General features: G+C 62.4%; 17 protein-coding genes and 1 pseudogene. 3 read left to right on the top strand and 15 right to left on the bottom strand.

Annotated elements, in window-relative coordinates:
- Positions 1–268 precede the first annotated feature (268 nt).
- On the top strand, positions 269–1144 hold the full coding sequence (locus C7441_RS18635) for an ATP-binding protein (protein ID WP_109614175.1): 876 nt from the start codon (positions 269–271) through the stop codon (positions 1142–1144).
- A gap of 92 nt (positions 1145–1236) precedes the next feature.
- On the opposite strand, the gene C7441_RS18630 is transcribed toward C7441_RS18635, so the two are convergent.
- From C7441_RS18630 to C7441_RS18570, 13 genes are all read right to left on the bottom strand, one after another.
- Complete coding sequence (locus C7441_RS18630) at positions 1237–2469, bottom strand: M23 family metallopeptidase (protein WP_109614174.1); 1233 nt, start codon at positions 2467–2469, stop codon at positions 1237–1239.
- Between the two features lie 157 nt (positions 2470–2626).
- Positions 2627–3280, bottom strand: a complete 654-nt coding sequence (locus tag C7441_RS18625; RefSeq protein WP_109614173.1) for a protein-L-isoaspartate(D-aspartate) O-methyltransferase — start codon at positions 3278–3280, stop codon at positions 2627–2629.
- On the bottom strand, positions 3277–4035 hold the full coding sequence (gene surE / locus C7441_RS18620) for a 5'/3'-nucleotidase SurE (RefSeq protein WP_019170469.1): 759 nt from the start codon (positions 4033–4035) through the stop codon (positions 3277–3279). Before surE ends, C7441_RS18625 begins: the two co-directional genes overlap by 4 nt.
- The gene (serS, locus tag C7441_RS18615) at positions 4035–5345 is read right to left on the bottom strand and encodes a serine--tRNA ligase (protein ID WP_109614172.1); all 1311 of its coding nucleotides are present in this window, start codon (positions 5343–5345) and stop codon (positions 4035–4037) included. Before serS ends, surE begins: the two co-directional genes overlap by 1 nt.
- Before the next feature lie 59 nt (positions 5346–5404).
- The gene (gene tatC / locus C7441_RS18610; RefSeq protein WP_109614171.1) at positions 5405–6271 is read right to left on the bottom strand and encodes a twin-arginine translocase subunit TatC; all 867 of its coding nucleotides are present in this window, start codon (positions 6269–6271) and stop codon (positions 5405–5407) included.
- Positions 6268–6948 carry a Sec-independent protein translocase protein TatB gene (gene tatB / locus C7441_RS18605; protein ID WP_109614170.1) on the bottom strand — a complete coding sequence of 227 codons (681 nt, stop codon included), beginning with the start codon at positions 6946–6948 and terminating at the stop codon, positions 6268–6270. Before tatB ends, tatC begins: the two co-directional genes overlap by 4 nt.
- A 30-nt stretch (positions 6949–6978) precedes the next feature.
- A complete protein-coding gene (locus tag C7441_RS18600) occupies positions 6979–7206 on the bottom strand; it encodes a twin-arginine translocase TatA/TatE family subunit (RefSeq protein ID WP_019170472.1) in 228 nt (75 codons plus the stop codon).
- Between the two features lie 304 nt (positions 7207–7510).
- A complete protein-coding gene (gene scpB, locus C7441_RS18595; RefSeq protein WP_109614169.1) occupies positions 7511–8254 on the bottom strand; it encodes an SMC-Scp complex subunit ScpB in 744 nt (247 codons plus the stop codon).
- A complete protein-coding gene (locus C7441_RS18590; RefSeq protein ID WP_109614235.1) occupies positions 8251–9051 on the bottom strand; it encodes a segregation and condensation protein A in 801 nt (266 codons plus the stop codon). The genes scpB and C7441_RS18590 overlap by 4 nt, the downstream gene beginning before the upstream one ends.
- 71 nt (positions 9052–9122) lie before the next feature.
- A complete protein-coding gene (nagZ, locus tag C7441_RS18585) occupies positions 9123–10142 on the bottom strand; it encodes a beta-N-acetylhexosaminidase (protein WP_109614168.1) in 1020 nt (339 codons plus the stop codon).
- A gap of 124 nt (positions 10143–10266) precedes the next feature.
- Positions 10267–13461, bottom strand: coding sequence for an SPOR domain-containing protein (locus tag C7441_RS18580; RefSeq protein WP_109614167.1), 3195 nt, complete (start codon positions 13459–13461; stop codon positions 10267–10269).
- Between the two features lie 114 nt (positions 13462–13575).
- Positions 13576–15333 carry an arginine--tRNA ligase gene (gene argS / locus C7441_RS18575; protein ID WP_109614166.1) on the bottom strand — a complete coding sequence of 586 codons (1758 nt, stop codon included), beginning with the start codon at positions 15331–15333 and terminating at the stop codon, positions 13576–13578.
- A 50-nt stretch (positions 15334–15383) separates the two neighbouring features.
- Positions 15384–16598 carry a deoxyguanosinetriphosphate triphosphohydrolase gene (locus tag C7441_RS18570; RefSeq protein WP_109614165.1) on the bottom strand — a complete coding sequence of 405 codons (1215 nt, stop codon included), beginning with the start codon at positions 16596–16598 and terminating at the stop codon, positions 15384–15386.
- 76 nt (positions 16599–16674) lie between these two features.
- On the opposite strand from C7441_RS18570, the gene erpA reads away from it, so the two are divergent.
- Together erpA and xth are read left to right on the top strand one after the other, a co-directional pair.
- Positions 16675–17025, top strand: coding sequence for an iron-sulfur cluster insertion protein ErpA (erpA, locus tag C7441_RS18565; protein WP_019170479.1), 351 nt, complete (start codon positions 16675–16677; stop codon positions 17023–17025).
- Between the two features lie 210 nt (positions 17026–17235).
- Entirely contained in the window at positions 17236–18045 is an 810-nt protein-coding gene (gene xth / locus C7441_RS18560; protein WP_109614164.1) for an exodeoxyribonuclease III, read from the top strand.
- A 295-nt stretch (positions 18046–18340) separates the two neighbouring features.
- Here the strand turns inward: xth and C7441_RS18555 are convergent, their stop codons facing one another.
- Positions 18341–19165, bottom strand: a complete 825-nt coding sequence (locus C7441_RS18555; RefSeq protein WP_109614234.1) for a tetratricopeptide repeat protein — start codon at positions 19163–19165, stop codon at positions 18341–18343.
- A gap of 645 nt (positions 19166–19810) precedes the next feature.
- A pseudogene (locus C7441_RS18550) lies at positions 19811–20173 on the bottom strand (transporter); the annotation flags it as partial.
- Between the last annotated feature and the right edge of the window lie 95 nt (positions 20174–20268).

The raw sequence follows: 20268 nt of genomic DNA, 5'->3' as shown, positions 1-20268 counted from the left end.
CATAAACTCCTGAAAATTGAGAAAGGCCCCCTCCGGGCCGTTTGCGAAAGTTGCGCGGAATATAGTGGTTGGAGCCACCTTTGCAACCGCGCAAGCGGCTGAAAGGGCAGCTTTTCCGGCGCTAATACGCATGTTACAGGCTTGATGGAGCTCTACGGGCAGCACGGCACCTGTAGGTTCACCTGGACGCTGCCGTAACGACAGGTGGCTCAATCGAACCGCCCTCTACTGATCTAAGGTCCGCGCTCTCAGGAAGATGGATTGCAGGATGACCGACAACACTTTGGAAACGCTGACGGAAAAGCTCGACAGGCTGATCGAGGCCGTTGGCCGGCTGGCGCCAGCGCCGGTGCCGCAAACCGATCTCGACAGCGCCGATTGCTTCGTCTGGAATGCCAGTCCGGGCTTCCTCGAACCCGTCCAGCGCGTCAACCGGGTGGATATCGGCCTGATCCGCGGCGTGGATCGGGTGCGCGACATCCTGGTCGACAACACCGAACGCTTCGCCGCCGGCCTGCCGGCCAACAACGTGCTGTTGTGGGGCGCGCGCGGCATGGGCAAGTCATCGCTGGTGAAGGCGGCCCATGCGACGATCAATGCCGAGCACAAGGATGCAGCGCCGCTGAAGCTGATCGAAATCCATCGCGAGGACATCGATACGCTGCCGAAGCTGATGAACATTTTGAAGGCGGCGCCCTTCCGCTTCATCCTGTTCTGCGACGACCTGTCCTTCGACCACGACGATACGTCCTACAAGTCACTGAAGGCAGCGCTGGAAGGCGGCGTCGAGGGGCGGCCGACCAATGTCATCTTCTATGCGACGTCGAATCGCCGGCATCTCCTGCCGCGCGACATGATCGACAATGAGCGCTCCACAGCCATCAACCCGTCCGAAGCGGTCGAGGAGAAGGTGTCGCTGTCGGACCGCTTCGGCCTGTGGCTCGGTTTCCACAAATGCTCGCAGGATGAATATCTGGACATGATCAGCGGCTATGCCCGCTACCACGACCTCAGGATCGGAGCGGATGCCCTGCGCGCCGAGGCGCTGGAATGGGCGACCACCCGCGGCAGCCGCTCAGGCCGCGTCGCATGGCAGTTCATCCAGGATCTCGCCGGCCGGCTGGGACAACCACTGAAGGACTGAGCCGCCCCGGAACGGAGATTCGACCTTCCGTCCGGAAACGAAAAACCCGCCCTGCATGAGAGCGGGTTTTTTTCGGAATCATGCTCTGCCGCCTATTCAAGGTAGCCGGACGGATTGACCGGAGTCGAGTTCTTGCGCACCTCGAAATGCAGCCTGGGCGAATCCGTGCTGCCACTCATGCCCGACAGCGCTATTTCCTGACCACGCTTGACCTTCTCGCCGCGCGAAACCTTCAACTGGCTGGCATGGCCGTAAACGGTGACCAGGCCATCCTCATGGCGCACCAGAACGGTATTGCCGAATTCTTTCAGACCGTCGCCCGCGTAGATCACGACGCCGTTTTCGGCAGCCTTGATCGACGTGCCCTCCGGCACCTGGATGTCGATGCCGTCGTTGGATTTGCCGCCACCCTTGCCATAGGACGAGATCACGCGGCCACGCACCGGCCAGCGCATCTTGCCGATGCCGGTCGATTCCGGCGCGATCGCGGCAACCTGCTCTGCCTGCTCGATGACCTTTTCGGACTTCTTGGGCGGCGTGTAGGAAACGGTCTTAGCCGTCTCGGGCGCCGTAGTCGCAGGCTTGGCGGGCTCCGCCTTGGCCGCGGTCACGGGTTCAGGCTTGGCGGGCGTCGCCGCGGCAACCGTAGTCGCGCCGCCTGTGGGAATACGCAGGGTTTGTCCGATGCGGACGATGCCATCGTTCAAGCCGTTTGCCTGCTTCAGCGCCGTGGTGGTGACGCCATGGTTGCGGGCGATCCGGGTCAGCGTGTCGCCCTCCTGCACCCGATAGGTGCCGGGTGCGGATGCCGCCTGCGCGTTGCTGTTGGCCGGCGCGTTGGATGCAAGCCCGCTCTCCCCCTCTTTCAGCTTGGGCGTCTGCGGCAGCACGCCGAGGCGACCTTCGGACGGAGCCGGCTGCGGAACCCGCGACGGAAGGCTGTCCCTTGCCGGATTCGACGGCCGCGCGTCAGCAACCCGCTCCGGCGCCGGCTCGAGCGGCCTCGCAGCGGCGACGCTACGCGGCTGTTCAACCTGGGGCGCTGGGGCAAGCGCAGTTCTGGAAGCAACGGATGCGGGCTGGGTCGGCGGCGGGAGCGGCTGCGAGGAAACCGGCGTCAGTGCGCCGCGTGTCACCGGAGTGGTTTGCGCGGCGGCGATTGGCGCCACCTGCGTCGATTGAGGTGTCGACGCCGTATAGATGTCGTCGATGCCGCCGAATCGCGCCACCTGCGAACTGCAGCCGGCAGTCGCACTGGCCAACACGAAAAGGGCGGCGCCGCGCACCAAAATGCGTTCGTTTCTGGACAAAATACTGAACCGCATCGCAATAACCCGCGTACCCATTAACCAAACTGACCATGATTAAAGCGCGTTAATGTTACTGGTCGGTTAAGAGGCGGGCGCAGCAGCGAGATCGGACGCTCCGGCTTCGAGAGGCGGTCGTGCAATCGTCCATCGGAAAGGAAATCCGGGCCGGCCGTCAGATCGCGGCGGCGATGCCCTGCGCCATCGGCTGCAGGCGCACGACGCCGATGTCCTCTCGTTCGAAACGGCTGCCGAGCTTGGTCAGCTTTGCCATGAGCTGCTCGCCCTCGGCGGGGCCGATGGGAGCGACCATCACCCCACCGCTGGAAAGCTGATCGACGAAGGGGCGCGGCAGGCTCTCGAAAGCCGCCCACACCACGATGCGGTCGAACGGCCCCTCGCCGGGCAAGCCGTTCGAACCATCCGCCTGGCGGACAAATGCGTTGGCTATTCCAAGCGCCTCGAAACGCTGCGTGGCCTGTTCGCTGAGTGTCTTGAAGCGATCGACCGTCACCACGCGCGCGGCAAGCCGCGACATGACGGCGGCGGTATAGCCCGAGCCGGTGCCGATCTCGAGCACGCGACTGCCCGGCTCGATCCCGAGAGCGGCGATGACGGCGGCCTGCAGGTCGGCCCCTTCCATCGTCTCTCCGCATTCGATGGGCAGCATGCGTTCCGACCATGCAAGGTCGTGCCATTGCGGCTGGATGAAGGCGCGACGCGGCGTGGCCTCGAATGCAGCGATGAGGTCCTTCGGTACGATGCCGCGGCCGCGTAGCCTCAGCAGAAAGGCGGCGAAACCTTCGCGGTCATCGAAAGGGCTGTTCATCCCAGTGCCTTCGTCAACTGATCCCGGATTTCATGGGCGGTAAGATCGAGCTTGAGCGGCGTGATCGAGATGCGCCGCCCGCGCACGGCATGAATATCCGTGCCTTCCTTCAGTTCAGGCGCTTCGCGCCCGAAGCGCAGCCAGTAATAGGGAAAGCCGCGCCCGTCGGCGCGTTCGTCGATCCAGAGGCTATGGACGAGCCGTCCCTGGCTGGTGATGACGGGGCCTTCCACCTCTTCCGGCAGGCAGTTCGGGAAATTCAGGTTCAGGAAAACGCCAGCAGGCAGATCGATCGCCAGCAGCTTCTTCAAAAGTGCGGGTGCGAGCGTCTCGACCGTTTCCCATGGCACGAGCCGGGACTGCTCCACCACATTGTAGGCCTGGCTGAGCGCAATCGAGCGAATGCCGAGCAGCGTCCCTTCCATCGCACCGGCAACTGTGCCCGAATAGGTCACATCGTCGGCAAGGTTGGCCCCGGAATTGACACCCGACAGGATCAGGTCCGGCGGCTCCGGCATGATCTTGCGCACGCCCATGATGACGCAATCGGTCGGCGTGCCGCGCACCGCATAGTGCTTTTCGCTCACCTGGCGCAGGCGCAGCGGCTCCGAAATCGACAGCGAATGCGCGAAGCCGGACTGATCCGTCTCGGGCGCGACCACCCAGACATCGTCCGAGATCGTGCGCGCTATGCGTTCCAGACAGGCAAGGCCCTCGGCATGGATGCCGTCGTCATTTGTCAGAAGGATACGCATCAGGAACGGTTCGCTTCGATCTTCTCGGCGCCGCCCATGTAAGGACGAAGAACTTCAGGAATGGTTACGCTGCCATCCTCGTTCTGGTAATTCTCCAGCACCGCGATCAGCGCGCGGCCCACGGCCGTACCGGAGCCGTTCAGCGTGTGGACGAAGCGGGTCGCCTTTTCCTCCTTCACGCGGTAGCGGGCATCCATGCGACGCGCCTGGAAATCCCCACAGACCGAGCACGAGGAGATTTCGCGATAGGTGTTCTGGCCCGGCAGCCAGACCTCGATGTCGTAGGTCTTGCGCGCCCCGAAGCCCATGTCGCCGGTGCACAGCACGACCGTGCGGAACGGCAGCCCGAGACGCTTCAGCACCTCTTCGGCGCATTGTGTCATGCGCTCGTGCTCGGCAATCGAGCTTTCGGCATCGGTGATGGAAACCAGCTCGACCTTGTAGAACTGATGCTGGCGCAGCATGCCGCGCGTGTCGCGCCCGGCCGATCCAGCCTCGGAGCGAAAGCAGGGCGTCAGCGCCGTCATGCGCAGCGGGAGCTGCTCCTGATTGAGGATTTCCTCACGCACCAGATTGGTCAGCGGCACTTCCGCCGTGGGGATGAGGCCGAGACGGCTTTCCCCGTGCGGCACGAAGAACAGGTCCTCCTCGAACTTCGGAAGCTGGCCCGTGCCGAACAGCGCATCGTCGCGCACCAGAAGCGGCACCTGAACCTCGGTGTAGCCATGTTCGGTCGTATGCAGGTCCAGCATGAACTGACCGAGTGCACGCTCGAGCCGCGCGAGCTGGCTGCGCAGCACCGTGAAGCGTGAGCCTGAAAGCTTTGCCGCACGCTCGAAATCCATGAAGCCAAGCGCTTCGCCGATCTCGAAATGCTCCTTCACCCAGTTCGGGCGCGGTTTGACCTCGCCCACCTTGCGCAGCTCGACATTGTCCTTCTCGTCGGTCCCGACGGGAACGTCTTCCAGCGGCAGGTTTGGCATCACGGCCAGAGCGTCATCCAGCGCCTTGTCGAGTTCGCGTTCGCGCGCCTCGCCATTCTGGATGAAGCTCTTGATGTCGGCGACTTCGAGCTTGAGCTGTTCGGCCAGCGCCGAATCGCCATTGCGCATGGCGTTGCCGATCTCGCGGGAGGCGGCATTGCGGCGTTCCTGCTTGACCTGCAGTTCGCCCAGATGCGCGCGGCGCTCCTCGTCCTTCAGCAGCAGGTCGTCGACGGTCGCCTGGGCCGATTGCGCCGACTGACCTCGCTTCATCAATGCATCAACGAGGGCCTTGGGGTTCTCGCGAATCCATCTGATATCGAGCATGGCAAAAAATCCGGTCGCAACATGATTTCAAACATGGCCGCGACAGCGGATCGAAACGGTCAGCTTGCCGTGGTGCCGTCGCCAGCCTCCGACAACGAAGCCTTCTTGTTCGCTTCTTCGTCGGCAGCTTCCTTCGCCACGCGTTCCTGCTCGCGATTCCGTTCGATCATCCGGGCGGCCCAGATGGAGACCTCGTAAAGAAGGATAGTGGGAAGGGCAAGACCGATCTGGCTGACCGGATCGGGCGGCGTCAGAACGGCAGCCACGACGAAGGCCAGCACGATCGCCCATTTGCGCTTGTCAGCCAGTGCCTGAGAGGACAAAAGTCCTACGCGCGCCATAAGCGTCGTCACCACCGGCAACTGGAAGACCAGGCCGAAAGAGATGATCAGCGTCATGATGAGGCTGAGATATTCCGACACCTTGGGCAGCAGCGAAATCTGCACCTGGTCGTCCGTCCCCGCCTGCTGCATGGCCAGGAAGAACCACATGACCATGGGCGTGAAAAAGAAATAGACCAGCGACGCGCCCATCAGGAACAGGATGGGCGAAGCGATAAGGAACGGCAGGAAGGCGCGGCGCTCGTTCTTGTAGAGGCCAGGCGCAACGAATTTGTAGATCTGCGCGGCAATCAGCGGAAAGGCAATCACGATGCCGCCGAACATGGCCAGCTTGATCTGCGTGAAGAAGAACTCCTGCGGGGCCGTGTAGATCAGCTCCACCTTGTGCGGGTCGAGCCCGGCCCACGCGGTGGCCCATTTGAACGGGACGACCAGCAGGTTGAACAGATGCTTGGCAAAGAAGAAGCAGATGAGGAACGCCACAAAGAATCCGCCAAGCGACCAGATCAGTCGCTGGCGCAATTCGACAAGATGCTCGATCAGCGGCGCTGACGACTTCTCGATTTCGTCTTGCTCATCAGTCACTTGGCGTTTCCAGCAGATGTCTTTTCAGCGGCAGCTTTCTTCGCCTTGGGGGCGGCGGCTGCCTTGGGTTTTGCGGGCTTGTCGGCGGCTGCCTTGGCAGGGGCCTTCGAAGCGCTGGCTGCCGTTTTGGCGGCGGCCGGCTTGGTCTTGACGCCCGTCTTTGCGGGCGCGGAAGCGTCAACGGCCTTCGATGCAGCCTTGGTGCTTCCGCTCCTGGCCGCTGCCTTTTTCTTCGGCTTGGCAGCGGTTCCCGCCGGTTCGGACGAAGCCGCCGGGAAGGCCGGTGCGGCAGGCATGGCATCAGGCCCGGCGACACCGGGCATTGCGGCGGCGCCGGCCTTTACGGGTTCGGCGGGCTGCGGCGCCGGCGTCGACTTCAAGGCATTGTCGAGCCCGGAGCGGATATCGGACGCGGCCTTCTCGAAGGGATTGAGCTGCTTCCTGATCTCCGAGGCAGGATTGAGGCCGCGCAACTCATCGACGGATTTCTTGACGTCATCAAGCTCCGCTTCCTTAAGGGCCTCGTTGAACTGCCTTTGGAAATCACCGGCCATGCCCCGCAGCTTCGCCGTCGTCTTACCGAACGTGCGCAGCATACGCGGCAAATCCTTCGGCCCGACGACCACGATCAAAACGATCGCGATGACGAGCATCTCGCTCCAGCCGATATCAAACATGGCTATCGAACCCGACTAGCGAAAGGCATCTCAGCTCTTGCTGGTCTTTTCTTTAGCCTGGATGGCTTCGTCGGCGCGATGCTCCACCGTGCGGGCATCGGCGGCCTTTTCGTCATTGTCCTCGTCGGACATGCCCTTCTTGAAGCTCTTGATGCCCTTGGCCATGTCGCCCATCAGTTCCGGTATCTTGCCGCGGCCGAACAGCAGCAGAACCACAACCAGCACGATGAGCCAGTGCCAAATTGAAAAGGAACCCATGGTAACTCTCTCTCGAACGATTTCCTGAGACTGATCTATGCGCTTTCGCGACGCGTTTCAAACAGAACTACGTCAGAGTGCGCGCCGAAAGCCAGATGTCACGTGTATTTGCGGACAATGCGCCGCAGCATGAGCCAAGCGGCGCGACCGCCTCGCCCATCGAAGCGGCACCTTTCGGCAATTCTACGACAAAAGGCGAAATTCGCAGCATGTTTTGCGCGCCATATACGCGCGGGCCGGCTTTTGTCTGCTCGCAATCACGAAATTTCACGCAGGAACCAGCCCCCGATACACCCGCCACTGGTCAATCATCCAGCGCGCGCGGTGTCAACAGCCCAAGCTCCTCGAGATCCACATCGGTCAGCGGATCCTCCTCGTCGGACAGTTCGTCCGGATCGGTCGGCGGCATCGGAATTGAGAAGTTCGCCGGCATGCGCGCCGAAAGCAGCCCCGCCCCCTTCAGTTCCTCGATGCCCGGCAGGTCGCGGATTTCCTCCAGCGCGAAATGATCGAGAAAGCTGTCGGTCGTTCCATAGGTGACCGGGCGGCCCGGCGTGCGGCGACGCCCGCGCATGCGCACCCATTCGGTTTCAAGCAAGGTATCGAGCGTGCCCTTGGAGGTTTCGACGCCGCGAATTTCCTCGATTTCGGCGCGCGTCACCGGCTGGTGATAGGCGATGATGGCCAGAACCTCCAGCGCCGCGCGCGACAGCTTCTTCTGCTGCACCGCATCCCGGCTCATCAGGAAAGCGAGGTCGCCAGCCGTACGGAACGCCCAGGCGCCCGCCACGCGCACGAGATTGACGCCCCGGCTGGAATAGATTCGCTGCAGTTCCGCCATTGCGGCGGGAATGTCGGCCCCTTCCGGCAGACGCGCGGCCAACGCCCGTTCGCTGACCGGCTCGGCGCTGGCGAAAACGATGGCCTCTGCCATGCGAACGATTTCAGCGAAGTCGCGGTTTTCGACCGTCCTTTCCTCATCGGTCGTATCGACCTTTTCACCGGATACGAAGGAAATGACGGTTGCGTTGGTGCCGTTGCTGCTCATGACGCACCTTCGGTTGCATTGGCGGCAGGGCTGCGGCTGCGCAGGTAAAGCGGCGCGAACGCATCCTGCTGCCTGACTTCGACATGCCCTTCGCGCACCAGTTCGAGCGTCGCGGCAAAGGAACTGGCAATCGCCGTCGCACGGTCTTGCGGCGTGGTCATGTAGGAGATCAGGAACTGGTCGAGAGCCGTCCACTCCCTGACCTCGCCGATCAGGCGGCTCAACACGTCACGCGCCTGTTTCAGCGACCACACGCCGCGCTTGGCGATCTGTACATTGGTGATGGCCTGACGCTGGCGCTGGACGGCATAGGCCGTAAGCAGATCATAGAGCGAAGCGGAATATTCGTTGCGCTTTTCCACCACCACGATTTCGGGCATGCCGCGCGCAAACACGTCGCGGCCCAGGCGGTTGCGGTTGACAAGACGCGCGGCCGCATCGCGCATGGCCTCCAGTCGCTTGAGCCGGAACTGCAGCACGGCGGCCATTTCCTCGCCGCTCTCGCCCTCGTCATCGGGCTGCTTCGGGATCAGCAGCTTGGATTTCAGGAAGGCCAGCCACGCCGCCATCACCAGATAGTCGGCGGCAAGCTCCAGTCGCACGGCACGGGCGGTATCGATGAAGGCGAGATACTGTTCGGTCAGCGCCAACACCGAAATGCGCGACAGATCCACCTTCTGGTTGCGGGCGAGATGCAGAAGCAGATCGAGCGGGCCTTCGAAGCCTGCGATGTCGATCAGCAGCGACGGCTCGCTGACGCCACGCGCTTCCTCGTTCTCCGTCCACAGACGGTCCATCGGCGCGGCCTTCATGGCCTTGTTTTCCGCGGCTTCCGCCAAGTTGGTGCCTTCTCCTTCCGGCGCTGTTCCTATGCCACCGCCTCGAACCAGGTTGCGAATTCCGCACGCAACGTGGCCTCGTCGGCTGTGTCGCGCGTCTTCATAAAGGTCAGGGCATGCTCGGCCCGCTCCAGCGACTTGCCTGAAAGCACGGTTGTGCGCGACGCGATGCCCGCCATTTCCTCCATGACCCCATTGCAGTGAAGGACCAGATCGCAGCCCGCCGCAAGGATCGAAGCCGCTTTCGTCGGGAAATCCCCAGAAAGTGCCTTCATGGAGGTGTCGTCGCTGATCAGCAGCCCATCGAACCCGATCTCGCCGCGAACGATCTCGCCGATCACCCTGCCTGATGTGGTTGCGGGATTGTCCGCGTCCACAGCGGAATAGATCACATGCGCCGTCATTGCGGCGGGCAGATGGCTGAGCGCTTTGAAGGGCGCGAAATCGTGCCGCCGCAATTCATCCAGCGATGCGTCGACGGTCGGCAGCGCGAGATGGGTGTCGAGCGTCGCACGGCCGTGGCCGGGAATGTGCTTCATGACCGGCAGCATGCCACCCGCCATCAGTCCCTCGGCGGCGGGGCGGCCGAGGGCCGCGACAGTTTCGGGGTCCTTGCCATAAGCGCGCGAGCCGATCACGTCGCTTGCGCCCTCGACCGGCACGTCCAGCACCGGCAGGCAATCGGCCGTGATACCGAAGCGCGTGAGATCGAAAGCGTGGAGCCGCGACAGCAGCCAGGCCGCGCGCAGTCCCGCCTCCCGGTCACGCCTGTAAAGCGCGCCGATCTCCGTACCGGCCGGATAGTTCGGCACAAGCGGCGGTCGCAGTCGTTGCACGCGCCCGCCTTCCTGGTCGATGAACACCGGCGCATCGACGCGACCGACGCTGTCGCGCAATGCGGCGACAAGATCGCCGATCTGTTCCGGTTCGCCGATGTTGCGGGCAAACAGGATAAAGCCCCACGGCCGCTCGTCGCGATAGAAACTTATCTCGTCCGGCGTCAGCGATTTCCCGGCACAGCCGAGGATCATCGATTTTGATTCGGTCATGGCATCCAGATTAGAGCAATGGTGGAATTCAGGGAATCCTTATGGATTCGGCGGTCGATCCATCAAAAAAGACCGGCGCGAAGGATCGCGCCGGTCTCGGTTGTTTCAGATTGTGCCGCGACGATTACTTCGAGACGAAGCAATTGCCGCCGGCTGCCTTGTAGCTCTCGCAAAGCGAGATAGCGTCGTTGCGGGTCTGCGCCGGAACGCGGACACGGTAGAACGTTCCCTTGCCGGCGATCTCGGCCTTGACGATGTTGGCCTGATGGCCGTTGAGCACATTGCCATAGCGACGCAGCAGGTCCTGATAGGAGGCCTGCGCGGCCGCTTCGGTCGGCTGCGAGGCGATCTGCATCGCCCACTCGCCAGCCGCACCTGCATTGGTGTTGAGGGCGGCAACCTGATCAGGCTTGACCTCGCCGACCACGTTCACCGGCTGGTCGGACGGACGGCTTGGGGCAATCGCCACGGATGCCGGCGTCGAAGACGGCTGGGCGGCCACCTTGGGAGCCATCGTTGCTTCAGCCGGAACCGGTTCATTCGCGACCGGCGCGCCTTCAGAGGATGTCGTGGCCGGATCGACGGCCGGAGCCGGGTCCTCGCGCGGAACCAGCGTGCCGTCAGACCTCACGATCATGGTACGGACCTTGCGCGGCGCAACGGCAGCGACTTCCGCATGCTGCGCAGAGCCGCTGTCTTCCTGGATCGCCTGCTGGATGCGATCTTCGGACTTACCGGCGGCGGGCGCGATGCCCTCGTCGCTTCCGACAATCGTGTCTTCCTCGTCCAGCGGCGTCTCTTCCTGCGCAGCCATGTCGATCGGCTGCTCGGCGGTGGTCACGAGACGCTGCTGGGCCGGCTCGTTCGAGGACGTGCGGGCGACGGTGTCATAGACCTTGTTGTCCTGGTTGGGTACCGCGGCACCGCCCGGATTCTCCGGCCGCACCTTGATCGGACTCTGGTCGGCCGTGATGACGGCTGGCGCACCCGAACCGCCGCCACCCGACAGGGCAAAGGCACCGACGCCACCAAGCACCACCACGCCGCCGATGATCGCGGCAATCAGCATGCCGCGCCGCGGACGCTGCTCCTGCGCGGCATAGGCCGGAGGCATCATGTCGTCCTGGGCGTCCGGGTCGTATTCGAAATCGTCCATAGGCGGATACTGATACTGCCCGCCAGCAGACGTTCCGTCGGTCGCGGCAAAAGCCTGCGCCGGCGCGCCGGCAGCTCCGGTTCGCGACGCGGCTGCAGCCGCGCCGAAGGCACCGGCAGCAGCGGCCAGACCGGCAGCGGCCGGGGCGTAGCCGCCCTGATTGTAGGTGTTGTTATCGAGTTGGAACTCCCGCTCGAACTCGGCAACGAAATCATCGACGTCGCTGGCCATGGCCGGCTTGGCCGCCTGCGGGGCGGGAGCAGGTTCCGGCGCGCTCATATCGTTGAGAATCCCGGCAAACTCGGCATCGAGATCGTCAAAGGCCGCCGCGACCGGCTCATCTTCCTCGAAAGGAAGCTCAGGAATGTCGAGATCGTCCGCCAGCGCGACCGCCTGTTCGGGAACGTCGATCGTCTCGATTTCCGGATAATCGTCATAGCCGGCAGGATTATGGGCCTCGTTCGAAGCGGCATAGGCGCTTTGCTGGATATTCATGTCTTCAAACGATGCTTGCTGCTCTGCTGCGGCCGGTGCGGGTTCAGCCACCGGCTGGTTCCATGATGCGGTTGACTGGGATTTGAACGACGCGGTCAGCGCCGCAAGTTCCGCATAGGGGTCGGGTTCCGTAGCAACCGCCTGAGGCTCCTCAACCTGACGGGTTGCGGCCGCGTCCTCATCCCCGATCGAGCTGGCGAAAGCCTCTTCGAACGCATCGTCGTCGAAGTTGAAATCCATATCCGGCTCCGCGCTGGCAACAGGTTCCGGTTCCGCTTCGACCGCAAAGGCAGGCTCGGCATAGACCGCTTCCGGTTCGGCCGGATGGAATGCTTCGGCCTGCGCAGGCATGGCATCATCCTCGGTAGGAATGCGGAAATTGCCGCGCGCATAGCCATAGTCGCTGCGTGCCTGCGTGAACGCCGGTTCCTCTACCGGTGTCTCGGCAACGAGTTCCGGCTGAACCTCGACGGCATCCGCCGCGAAAGCAGCGCTTTCGAAGGAAAGCTCTGGTTCGTTCGCAGCAACGACGGGCTCCGGGGAGACCGACAGCGGCGCGGCCATGTTGCCCAAAAGCGCGTTCAGTTCGTCTTCCAGACTGGATCCGGCAGTGGAAGGCTCATCCGCCGCTACCGGATCGGCTGCAAAGGATGGCTCCTGCGCGTGGAGAACCGACGCATCGAAGGAGGAGCCACCAGCGGAAGCCAGCGGCACCGCCGTGAAATCCATATCGACTTCGGCCAGAGCGGCATCGAAATCCTCGGCAAAATCCTGCTCGGCCGCGAGTTCGGCATCGTACGCCGGTGCCTGCACTTCCGGCTCCGGCTGAATCTGCGGCGCATAGGCGGATACGTTCCAGCCTTCCTCGGAGGCATGGGCTGGCGCTGCGTCTACGGCAGGCTGCCAGTCGCCGCCGGATGCGGCTTCCTCAGCAACCGGCTCGTCGAAGGTCGCGTCGGCGCGATCATAGGCTGCCACGGGTTCATAGGCAGGTTCGAAAGACGGTTCGTAGGCGTCTATCCGAGGCTCTTCGGCCGGGCTGTTGTCGTCCGTCAGCGCAGGCTCATCGACAACCCAGTCCCCTGCCAACCCCAGCTCGTCTTCCATCGAGGCGGCAACGGCCGCGTCGAAGGAAGGCTCGACCGCGTAGTCATCGGCCGTCTCCACAACCGGCGCGGTTTCGAAATGCCCGGCTGCTTCCGACGCATAGCCTTCCACGACAGAATCGACCGGCTCGAACTGGACCTGACCGGCGTCATAGCCCTGCTCCTGAAAGGCATCGACCCCATGGCTGGCAGCGGGCTCGACACTTTCCGTTTCGGGCGCATAGGCTGCCGGCTGGTAGGCCTGCGCCGGCTCGACGGCTTCATAAGCCGGCTCAGGAGCCGCATAGGACTGGCCGGGCTGTGGATAGTGGGGAGCGTCGGCCTGCCCGCCTTCATCCAGCCCGAATTCGCCCATCAATTCCTTTTCGAGATCGATGCCGAAATCATCACCGACAATATCTGCAGACTGCGCCTCCACCCTCGCGGCAGGCGCGGGCGTCTGTTCAGGCTGCCGCACAGGCTCCCGCGGGTCAAATCCCATGATCCGGGTCAGTTCTGCGAACGGATCGTTGTCCGCAAAACCGTCCTGATCGGCGACTCTCAGCTGGGTTGTGTCTGCCATACTCTTTCCCGAAACTCGCACTATCCGCGCGTCCTGGACGTCGCGTAAGGTTGGGCCTTACCAGCGCAATGTGGGCAAAAGGTGACAGGTTTTCCGCGGGTTTCCCGCGAAATCCTAGCGCATTTCCGTGGGCGCTTCGGCCCCGATCAACGCCAGGCCGGACGTCAAAACATCCGATACGGCCTGCACCAGCCCAAGTCTGGCATGCGTCAATTCTCGGTCGTTAACCTTAACAAAACGTAAGTCCTGGTTATCCGTGCCGCGATTCCAGTGTCCGTGGAAGGTCGAGGCCAGATCAAACAGGTAAAACGCCAGCCGGTGCGGCTCCTGTGCCAGTGCCGCGGATTCGATCAAACGCGGATATTCGGCAAGCTTGCGGATCAGCCCGATTTCGCTTTCGTCGGTCAATAGCGCGGCGTGGGACGCCAGCACAGCGCGGTCGAAGGCCGCCTCCCCCAGTTGCTCGCCGGCCTGCCTGAACACCGAATGGCAGCGCGCCGAAGCGTACTGCACATAAAACACCGGATTGTCCTTCGACTGCTCCGTCACCTTGGCAAAGTCGAAATCCAGCGGCGCATCGTTCTTGCGATAGAGCATCATGAAGCGGATCGGATCGCGACCGACCTCCTCCACCGCCTCGCGCAGCGTGATGAAATCGCCCGAGCGCTTGGACATGCGCACCGGCTCGCCATTGCGGTAGAGCTTCACGAGCTGGCACAGCAGCACCGTCAGCTTGAGCTTCCCGCCCGACAGAGCCCGCCCGAGCGCCTCCATGCGCTTGACGTAACCGCCATGGTCAGCGCCCAGCACAAAGATCGTTTCGTCGAAGCCGCGCTCCAGCTTGTCTTTCAGATAGGCGACGTCGGCGGCGAAATAGGTGAAGCTTCCATCCGACTTGACCAGAGGCCGGTCGATGTCGTCACCAACCTCGGTCGAGCGGAACAGGGTCTGCTCGCGGTCTTCCCAGTCCTCGGGCTTCTGGCCCTTGGGCGGCGGCAGCTTGCCCTTGTAGACATGGCCCTTCAGCGTCAGGTCGGTAATAGCCGAACGGATCGCGGCCGCATCATTGGCATGCAGCCTGCGCTCGGAGAAGAACACTTCGTGATGCACGTTGAGCATCGCCAGATCCTCGCGGATCATGGCCATCATCGCCTCGATGGTGCGTTCCTTGACGATGGCGACCGCTTCGGCTTCCGGCTTGCGCAGCAGGCTGTCGCCAAACTCCCTGGCAAGCGCCTGCCCGACCGGCACCAGATAATCGCCCGGGTAGAGGCCAGCCGGTATTTCACCGATGTCCTCGCCCAGCGCCTCGCGGTAGCGCAGCATGACCGAGCGGGCCAGCACGTCGATCTGCGCGCCGGCGTCGTTGATGTAATATTCCTTGGTCACCTCGAAACCGGCAAAGCCGAGCAGGTTGGCCAGCGCGTCACCCACCACCGCGCCGCGGCAATGGCCGACATGCATCGGTCCGGTCGGATTGGCCGAGACATACTCGACATTGACCCTGGTGCCCTTACCGACCGTCGAGCGGCCGAAATCGGTGCCGAGCTTAAGCACACCCTGCAGGTGCAACTGCCAGAAGCCGTCGGTGAGCCGCATATTCACGAACCCCGGACCGGCGACATCGACCGCCGCCACATCCTTGTCCTGACGCAGCGCCTCGGCGATCTTCTCGGCCAGCGCGCGCGGATTTTGTCCAGTGGGCTTGGCCAACACCATGGCAGCGTTGGTCGCCAGATCGCCATGGGAGGCATCTCGCGGCGGCTCGACGGCGATGCGCGTCAGGTCGACCGCATTGCCATCCTTGTCGTTGAGGTCGAGTCCTTCCACGACCTTTATGACCCGCTCGTTGAAATCGGCGAAGATATTCATGATGCCTGCTCTGGAAATTCGGCTGCAAGAGCCGGGAAAAACGATTTCGCCTAACCCAAATCGGGCGTTCGGTCAAACAAACGTCGGTGTTCCTTGATCGCGTAGGTGTCGGTCATGCCCGCGAGGAAATCGGCGACATGGCGTGCCTTGACCCGTTTTTCGGCGCGATCCAGCCCCTCGCGCCAGCCTTCCGGCATCTGCCGCGGATCATCGAAATAGGCGTCGAAAAGCTCCCGCACGATCTGGTCCGCGCCCTGGCGAACCCGCATCACCTCGTCGTGTCGGTAGATGTTCTTGTAGAGGAAGGCCTTCAATTCCTTCTCCACCGGGATCATCTCGTCCGAGAACGTGACCATGGCTGCCTTGGCGGCATGGATCTCCTCCACGCTCGTCGGACAAAGTGCGGCCAGCCGCGCAGTCGCGGTGCGGATGACATCTTCAACGAAGATGGTGATCTGGCGGCGCATGAGTTCATGACCGATACGCGGCTCGTCCAGCGCCGGATAGCGGTCGCGCACGACCTTCAGGATCGATGCCGGCAGCGCTACATCCTCCAGCATGTCGAATGTAAGCAGGCCTGCACGCAAGCCATCGTCGATGTCGTGGGTGTTGTAGGCGATGTCGTCGGCAATTGCCGCACATTGCGCTTCGAGGCTGGCGAATTTGTCGAGCTCCAGATCGAACAACTCGCTGAAATCGAGAACGGCCTGAGGCACCTCGCCATGCAAGCCGTTGCCGTTGGCGTCCACCAGCGGGCCGTTGTGCTTGACCAGCCCCTCCAGCGTCTCCCAACTCAGGTTGAGACCGTCGAACTCGGCATAGCGACGCTCCAGCCGCGTCACCACGCGCAGCGACTGGGCGTTGTGATCGAACCCACCCCACTCCGCCATCTTCTCGTTGAGCGCATCCTCGCCGGTATGGCCGAAGGGCGTGTGGCCGAAATCGTGTACCAGCGCCACCGCCTCTGCCAGATCCTCGTCGCAACGCAGCGCACGCGCGAGTGCCCGGGCGATCTGTGCCACCTCGATCGTGTGGGTCAGCCGCGTGCGGTAATGGTCGCCCTCATGGGCGATGAAAACCTGCGTCTTGTGCTTCAGCCGCCGAAAGGCCGTCGAATGGATGATGCGATCGCGGTCACGCTGGAAGGGCGTGCGCGTCGGGCTCTCGATCTCAGGCACCAGGCGGCCGCGCGAACGCGAGGGATCGCATGCATAGGGCGCACGCGGTCGGTATCCGAAACCGATATTGCCAAGCTCGTTCGCCATGTCCCGTGCCGTCGCGGTTGACTTGCCTCGTGTCGCTTCATACCTATGGTAACAACGCGAAAGCAAGGTGACGCCGATGGGCGCTGACGCCAAGACCACCATGAAGAATGTAGAAATCTCCGACGCCGCGGCAAAGCGGATCGCCAAAATCGTTTCCGCCGACCCCGGCAAGATCGCCCTTCGGGTCGCGGTAGAAGGCGGCGGCTGCTCCGGCTTTTCCTACAAATTCGATCTCGTCGATGCCCGCAACGACGATGATGTCGCCATCGAGAAAGACGGCGCCGTCGTGCTGATCGACGACCTGTCGCTGGTCTATATGGGCGGCTCGGTCATCGACTTCGTCGATGACCTGATGGGCCAGTCCTTCCAGATTCGCAATCCGAATGCCGTAGCCTCCTGCGGTTGCGGCACCAGCTTCTCGATCTGACCGGTCGAAATCCACTTGCATGAAAAGGCCGTCTTCGGACGGCTTTTTTGCTGCCCCCAGCAAACATTCGGATGACGCGCCCATCTGCCGAAATGTCAACAAGCGGGCGCAGCGTGTGGGCTGCGGGTTCCCTTCCGCCGTCGGATATTGCAGACTCGGCCACCTATCGGCCCCGATTCAAGACTCAGCTCCAACAATCGTTCGGTTTTCATGAAAATTGCCACCTGGAACATCAATGGCGTGAAGGCGCGTCTGGCGAATCTGCTTGTGTGGCTGAGGGACAGCGCGCCCGACATCGTGTGCCTCCAGGAAATCAAATCGGTGGATGAGCAGTTCCCGCGCGCCGAGATCGAGGCGCTCGGCTACCATGTCGAAACGCATGGCCAGAAGGGTTTCAACGGCGTCGCGATCCTGTCGAAGCTCCGCTTCGATGAGGTTATTCGCGGTCTGCCGGGAGACGATAGCGACGAGCAGGCGCGCTTCATCGAAGGCGTGTTCTCGACCGACAAGGGCGTGCTGCGCGTGGTCTCGCTCTACCTGCCCAACGGCAATCCGATCGACACCGAGAAATTCCCCTACAAGCTCGCCTGGATGGCACGGCTGGAGAAATGGGCGACCGAAAGGCTGCTGCTGGAAGAACCGCTTGTGCTGGGCGGCGACTATAACGTGATCCCAGAACCCATCGACGCCCGCAACCCCGATGCCTGGCTGGGGGATGCGCTGTTCCAGCCGGAGAGCCGGCAAGGCCTGCGACGGCTCGTCAATCTCGGCTTCACAGATGCCACGCGCGCGGTGACCGACGCAGCCGACACTTATACCTTCTGGGACTATCAGGCCGGTGCCTGGCAGAAGAACAACGGCATCCGCATCGATTTCCTGATGATGTCGCCGGAGGCTGCAAACCGCCTTTCATCCTCGACCATCGAAAAGCATGTGCGCGCGTGGGAAAAACCATCAGATCACGTTCCGGTCGTGGCGGAACTGGCGCTTGCCCCGGCGGCAACAGACAAGGCCGCTTAGGCATGTTGCAGCCAAATGGAAGCGCTTGGCGTCACATACATGCAGAAAAATCAATTAGATAGACCATGATGTCGCCCGAAAACCCTTCGGACTTTTCGGCATCACGGTCTGGAGCAGCGGGCATTCTGACGAGCGCGGTTTCCGCTGTCCAGCTTGGTTTTCTTAGCTACGTTTACGCGACGCCAGACGATGCCGTCTGGCTGCAAAATCCGCTACCAGATTGAATCCGAAAACTGTTCTATCTGATTGATTTTACGATAGATTAAAAAACCGGCATCCCGAATACTTGCCGAGCTTACTGCGTGCTGCCCTTGGTCAAAATATCTTCCGCAAGGGCGATCGCGGTGCGCCGGTCGGCTTCGCCGGCAAGGGCAAAAGCTTCTTCCTGCATGTTCCGGATCCAGATCTGATCGTCCGGCGTTGCGCGCTCCAGGGCGGCCGTCATCATGGCAAGCCCGCGAACGACCTTGCCCGACTGGAACAGCAGGTTGCCGAGCGTTGCCTGCGCGCCGGCATGTCCCTTCTCCGCCGCCAGTTGCAGCCAGCGCCCGGCCTGGCGAACGCTGGCCTTCACGCCGCCCTCGCCTTTCAGGAACATCTTGCCCATTTCGTACTGGGCGTCCGGGTTGCGATAGTTGGCGGCGGCGCGCATGAAATACTCCTGCGCGGCAATCTTGTTCGCCCTGACCGGGCTATCGGGGATGCCCTTCTTCAGATAGCTGCCAAGCGCCACCAGCGCGTCGGACACATAGCTTTCCTCCGGGCTGCCCGGCTCGACGTCCTGATCCACGATTTCGCTGAAGAACTTGAAGGCTTCGTAGTCGTTGCGATCAACGCCATCGCCTTCCGCATACATGCGGGCAAGCTTCCATGTCGCGCCGATCTGACCGTTCTCTGCCGCGTAACGATAGGCCTCCACGGCCTGGTCCTTGTGACCGTTCTTGTAGGCCGAGAAACCGAACTGGAACACCGCCCATGGGCTCGACTTGGGCTTCACCGCGCCGCTATCGTCAAACACCTGGTCGTCGAATGCCATCGCGCCGCTGGCAAAGCCAAAGCTCGCCGCAGCAACGACGACCGCCGACAAAACGGCGTTTCTCACGACATCACTTATCTGCATGGCAGTGCGTTTCTTTCGTACCACCGTCATGCCTGTCCGCATGACGGCCCACGGTCGGGCAAACCCGATGGCGGGCAAAAATTCCCACTTCGCGCCGGGCAGGTATCCCGCCCGTTGCCGCGACAATCCCGCATTGGCGACCGGTCGCGGTGGCAACAGCCACTTCCCGCGTTTCGCGCAGACGCAGCGAAGAAGTGTAGAGCGCGCGAATGCCGCGGCAACTCTCGCCACGGCTATGAAAGCAAAACTTCGGCGCCGGCACGGATTCGAAAGCATATGCTGCCGCTCCATATGCAGAGCGGTTCGGCGATGTCGCTATCGAATGCAGCAGCCTGGCGTCCATCTTTTCCCATGCCGCGAAAACGCGGTCGCTTCGTCCCGGTCTCATTCCTCGCCGAAGACCCTTTGGAGGTGCTCCGGGTTTGTGGCGGCAACGGGGCAAATTGGCCCGCGCCCCTTGTAGCGGATTGCTTCCATAAGGACTGTTGCGCAAAAACCACAAGCCACAGGGTCCACTCCGCCTTCCGCTCGCCCATCGGGAAAGCGCGGGGGCATTCTCCTCTCCGGTCCCTTAACAAAATGCCGTGTTCCAAATATGGAAAAGCCGGGCTGAACCCGGCTTTTTCATGCAGCATTTCCAAATGGTTACCATTTTATCTTTAGACCGGCCTGGAAAGCCGTGACAACATCGTTACCGAAATCGTAGGAGATTTCCTTGCCGTATTCGATTCCGTCACGCACGACCTTCCGGGAGGAGCCGCTGGTAAGAACACCCAGCGCACCGGCCAGCCGCAGCTCGACATTGGGAAAGGGCGTGTAAGCGGCCGCGCTGGCTAGCGTCCAGCTGTCGGTCTGATAGCCAAACCCGGTGGTGGTGCCTCTATCCCAGGAAAGGCTGACAGCCCCTGCCAACTGGTCGCTGAACTTGTGGCCGACGCCGCCGATAACGGTCCAGCCGTCACGGTAAAGGAGGTCGAGCGACGTATCTCTATGGTGAGGGGTGCAAGGCCCATAGGCGCTAACTTAAGGGTTGGCGTTTTGCGCTTTCGATGATTCAACATCGAGATGAAACGCGCATTTTCTCTCGATGATGACTGGTCAAG

The organism is Pseudaminobacter salicylatoxidans (assembly GCF_003148475.1).
Classification (GTDB): Bacteria; Pseudomonadota; Alphaproteobacteria; order Rhizobiales; family Rhizobiaceae; genus Pseudaminobacter; species Pseudaminobacter salicylatoxidans.
Note: the sequence above shows the minus strand (reverse complement) of the source record. Positions and strands in the feature narration are given on the sequence as shown.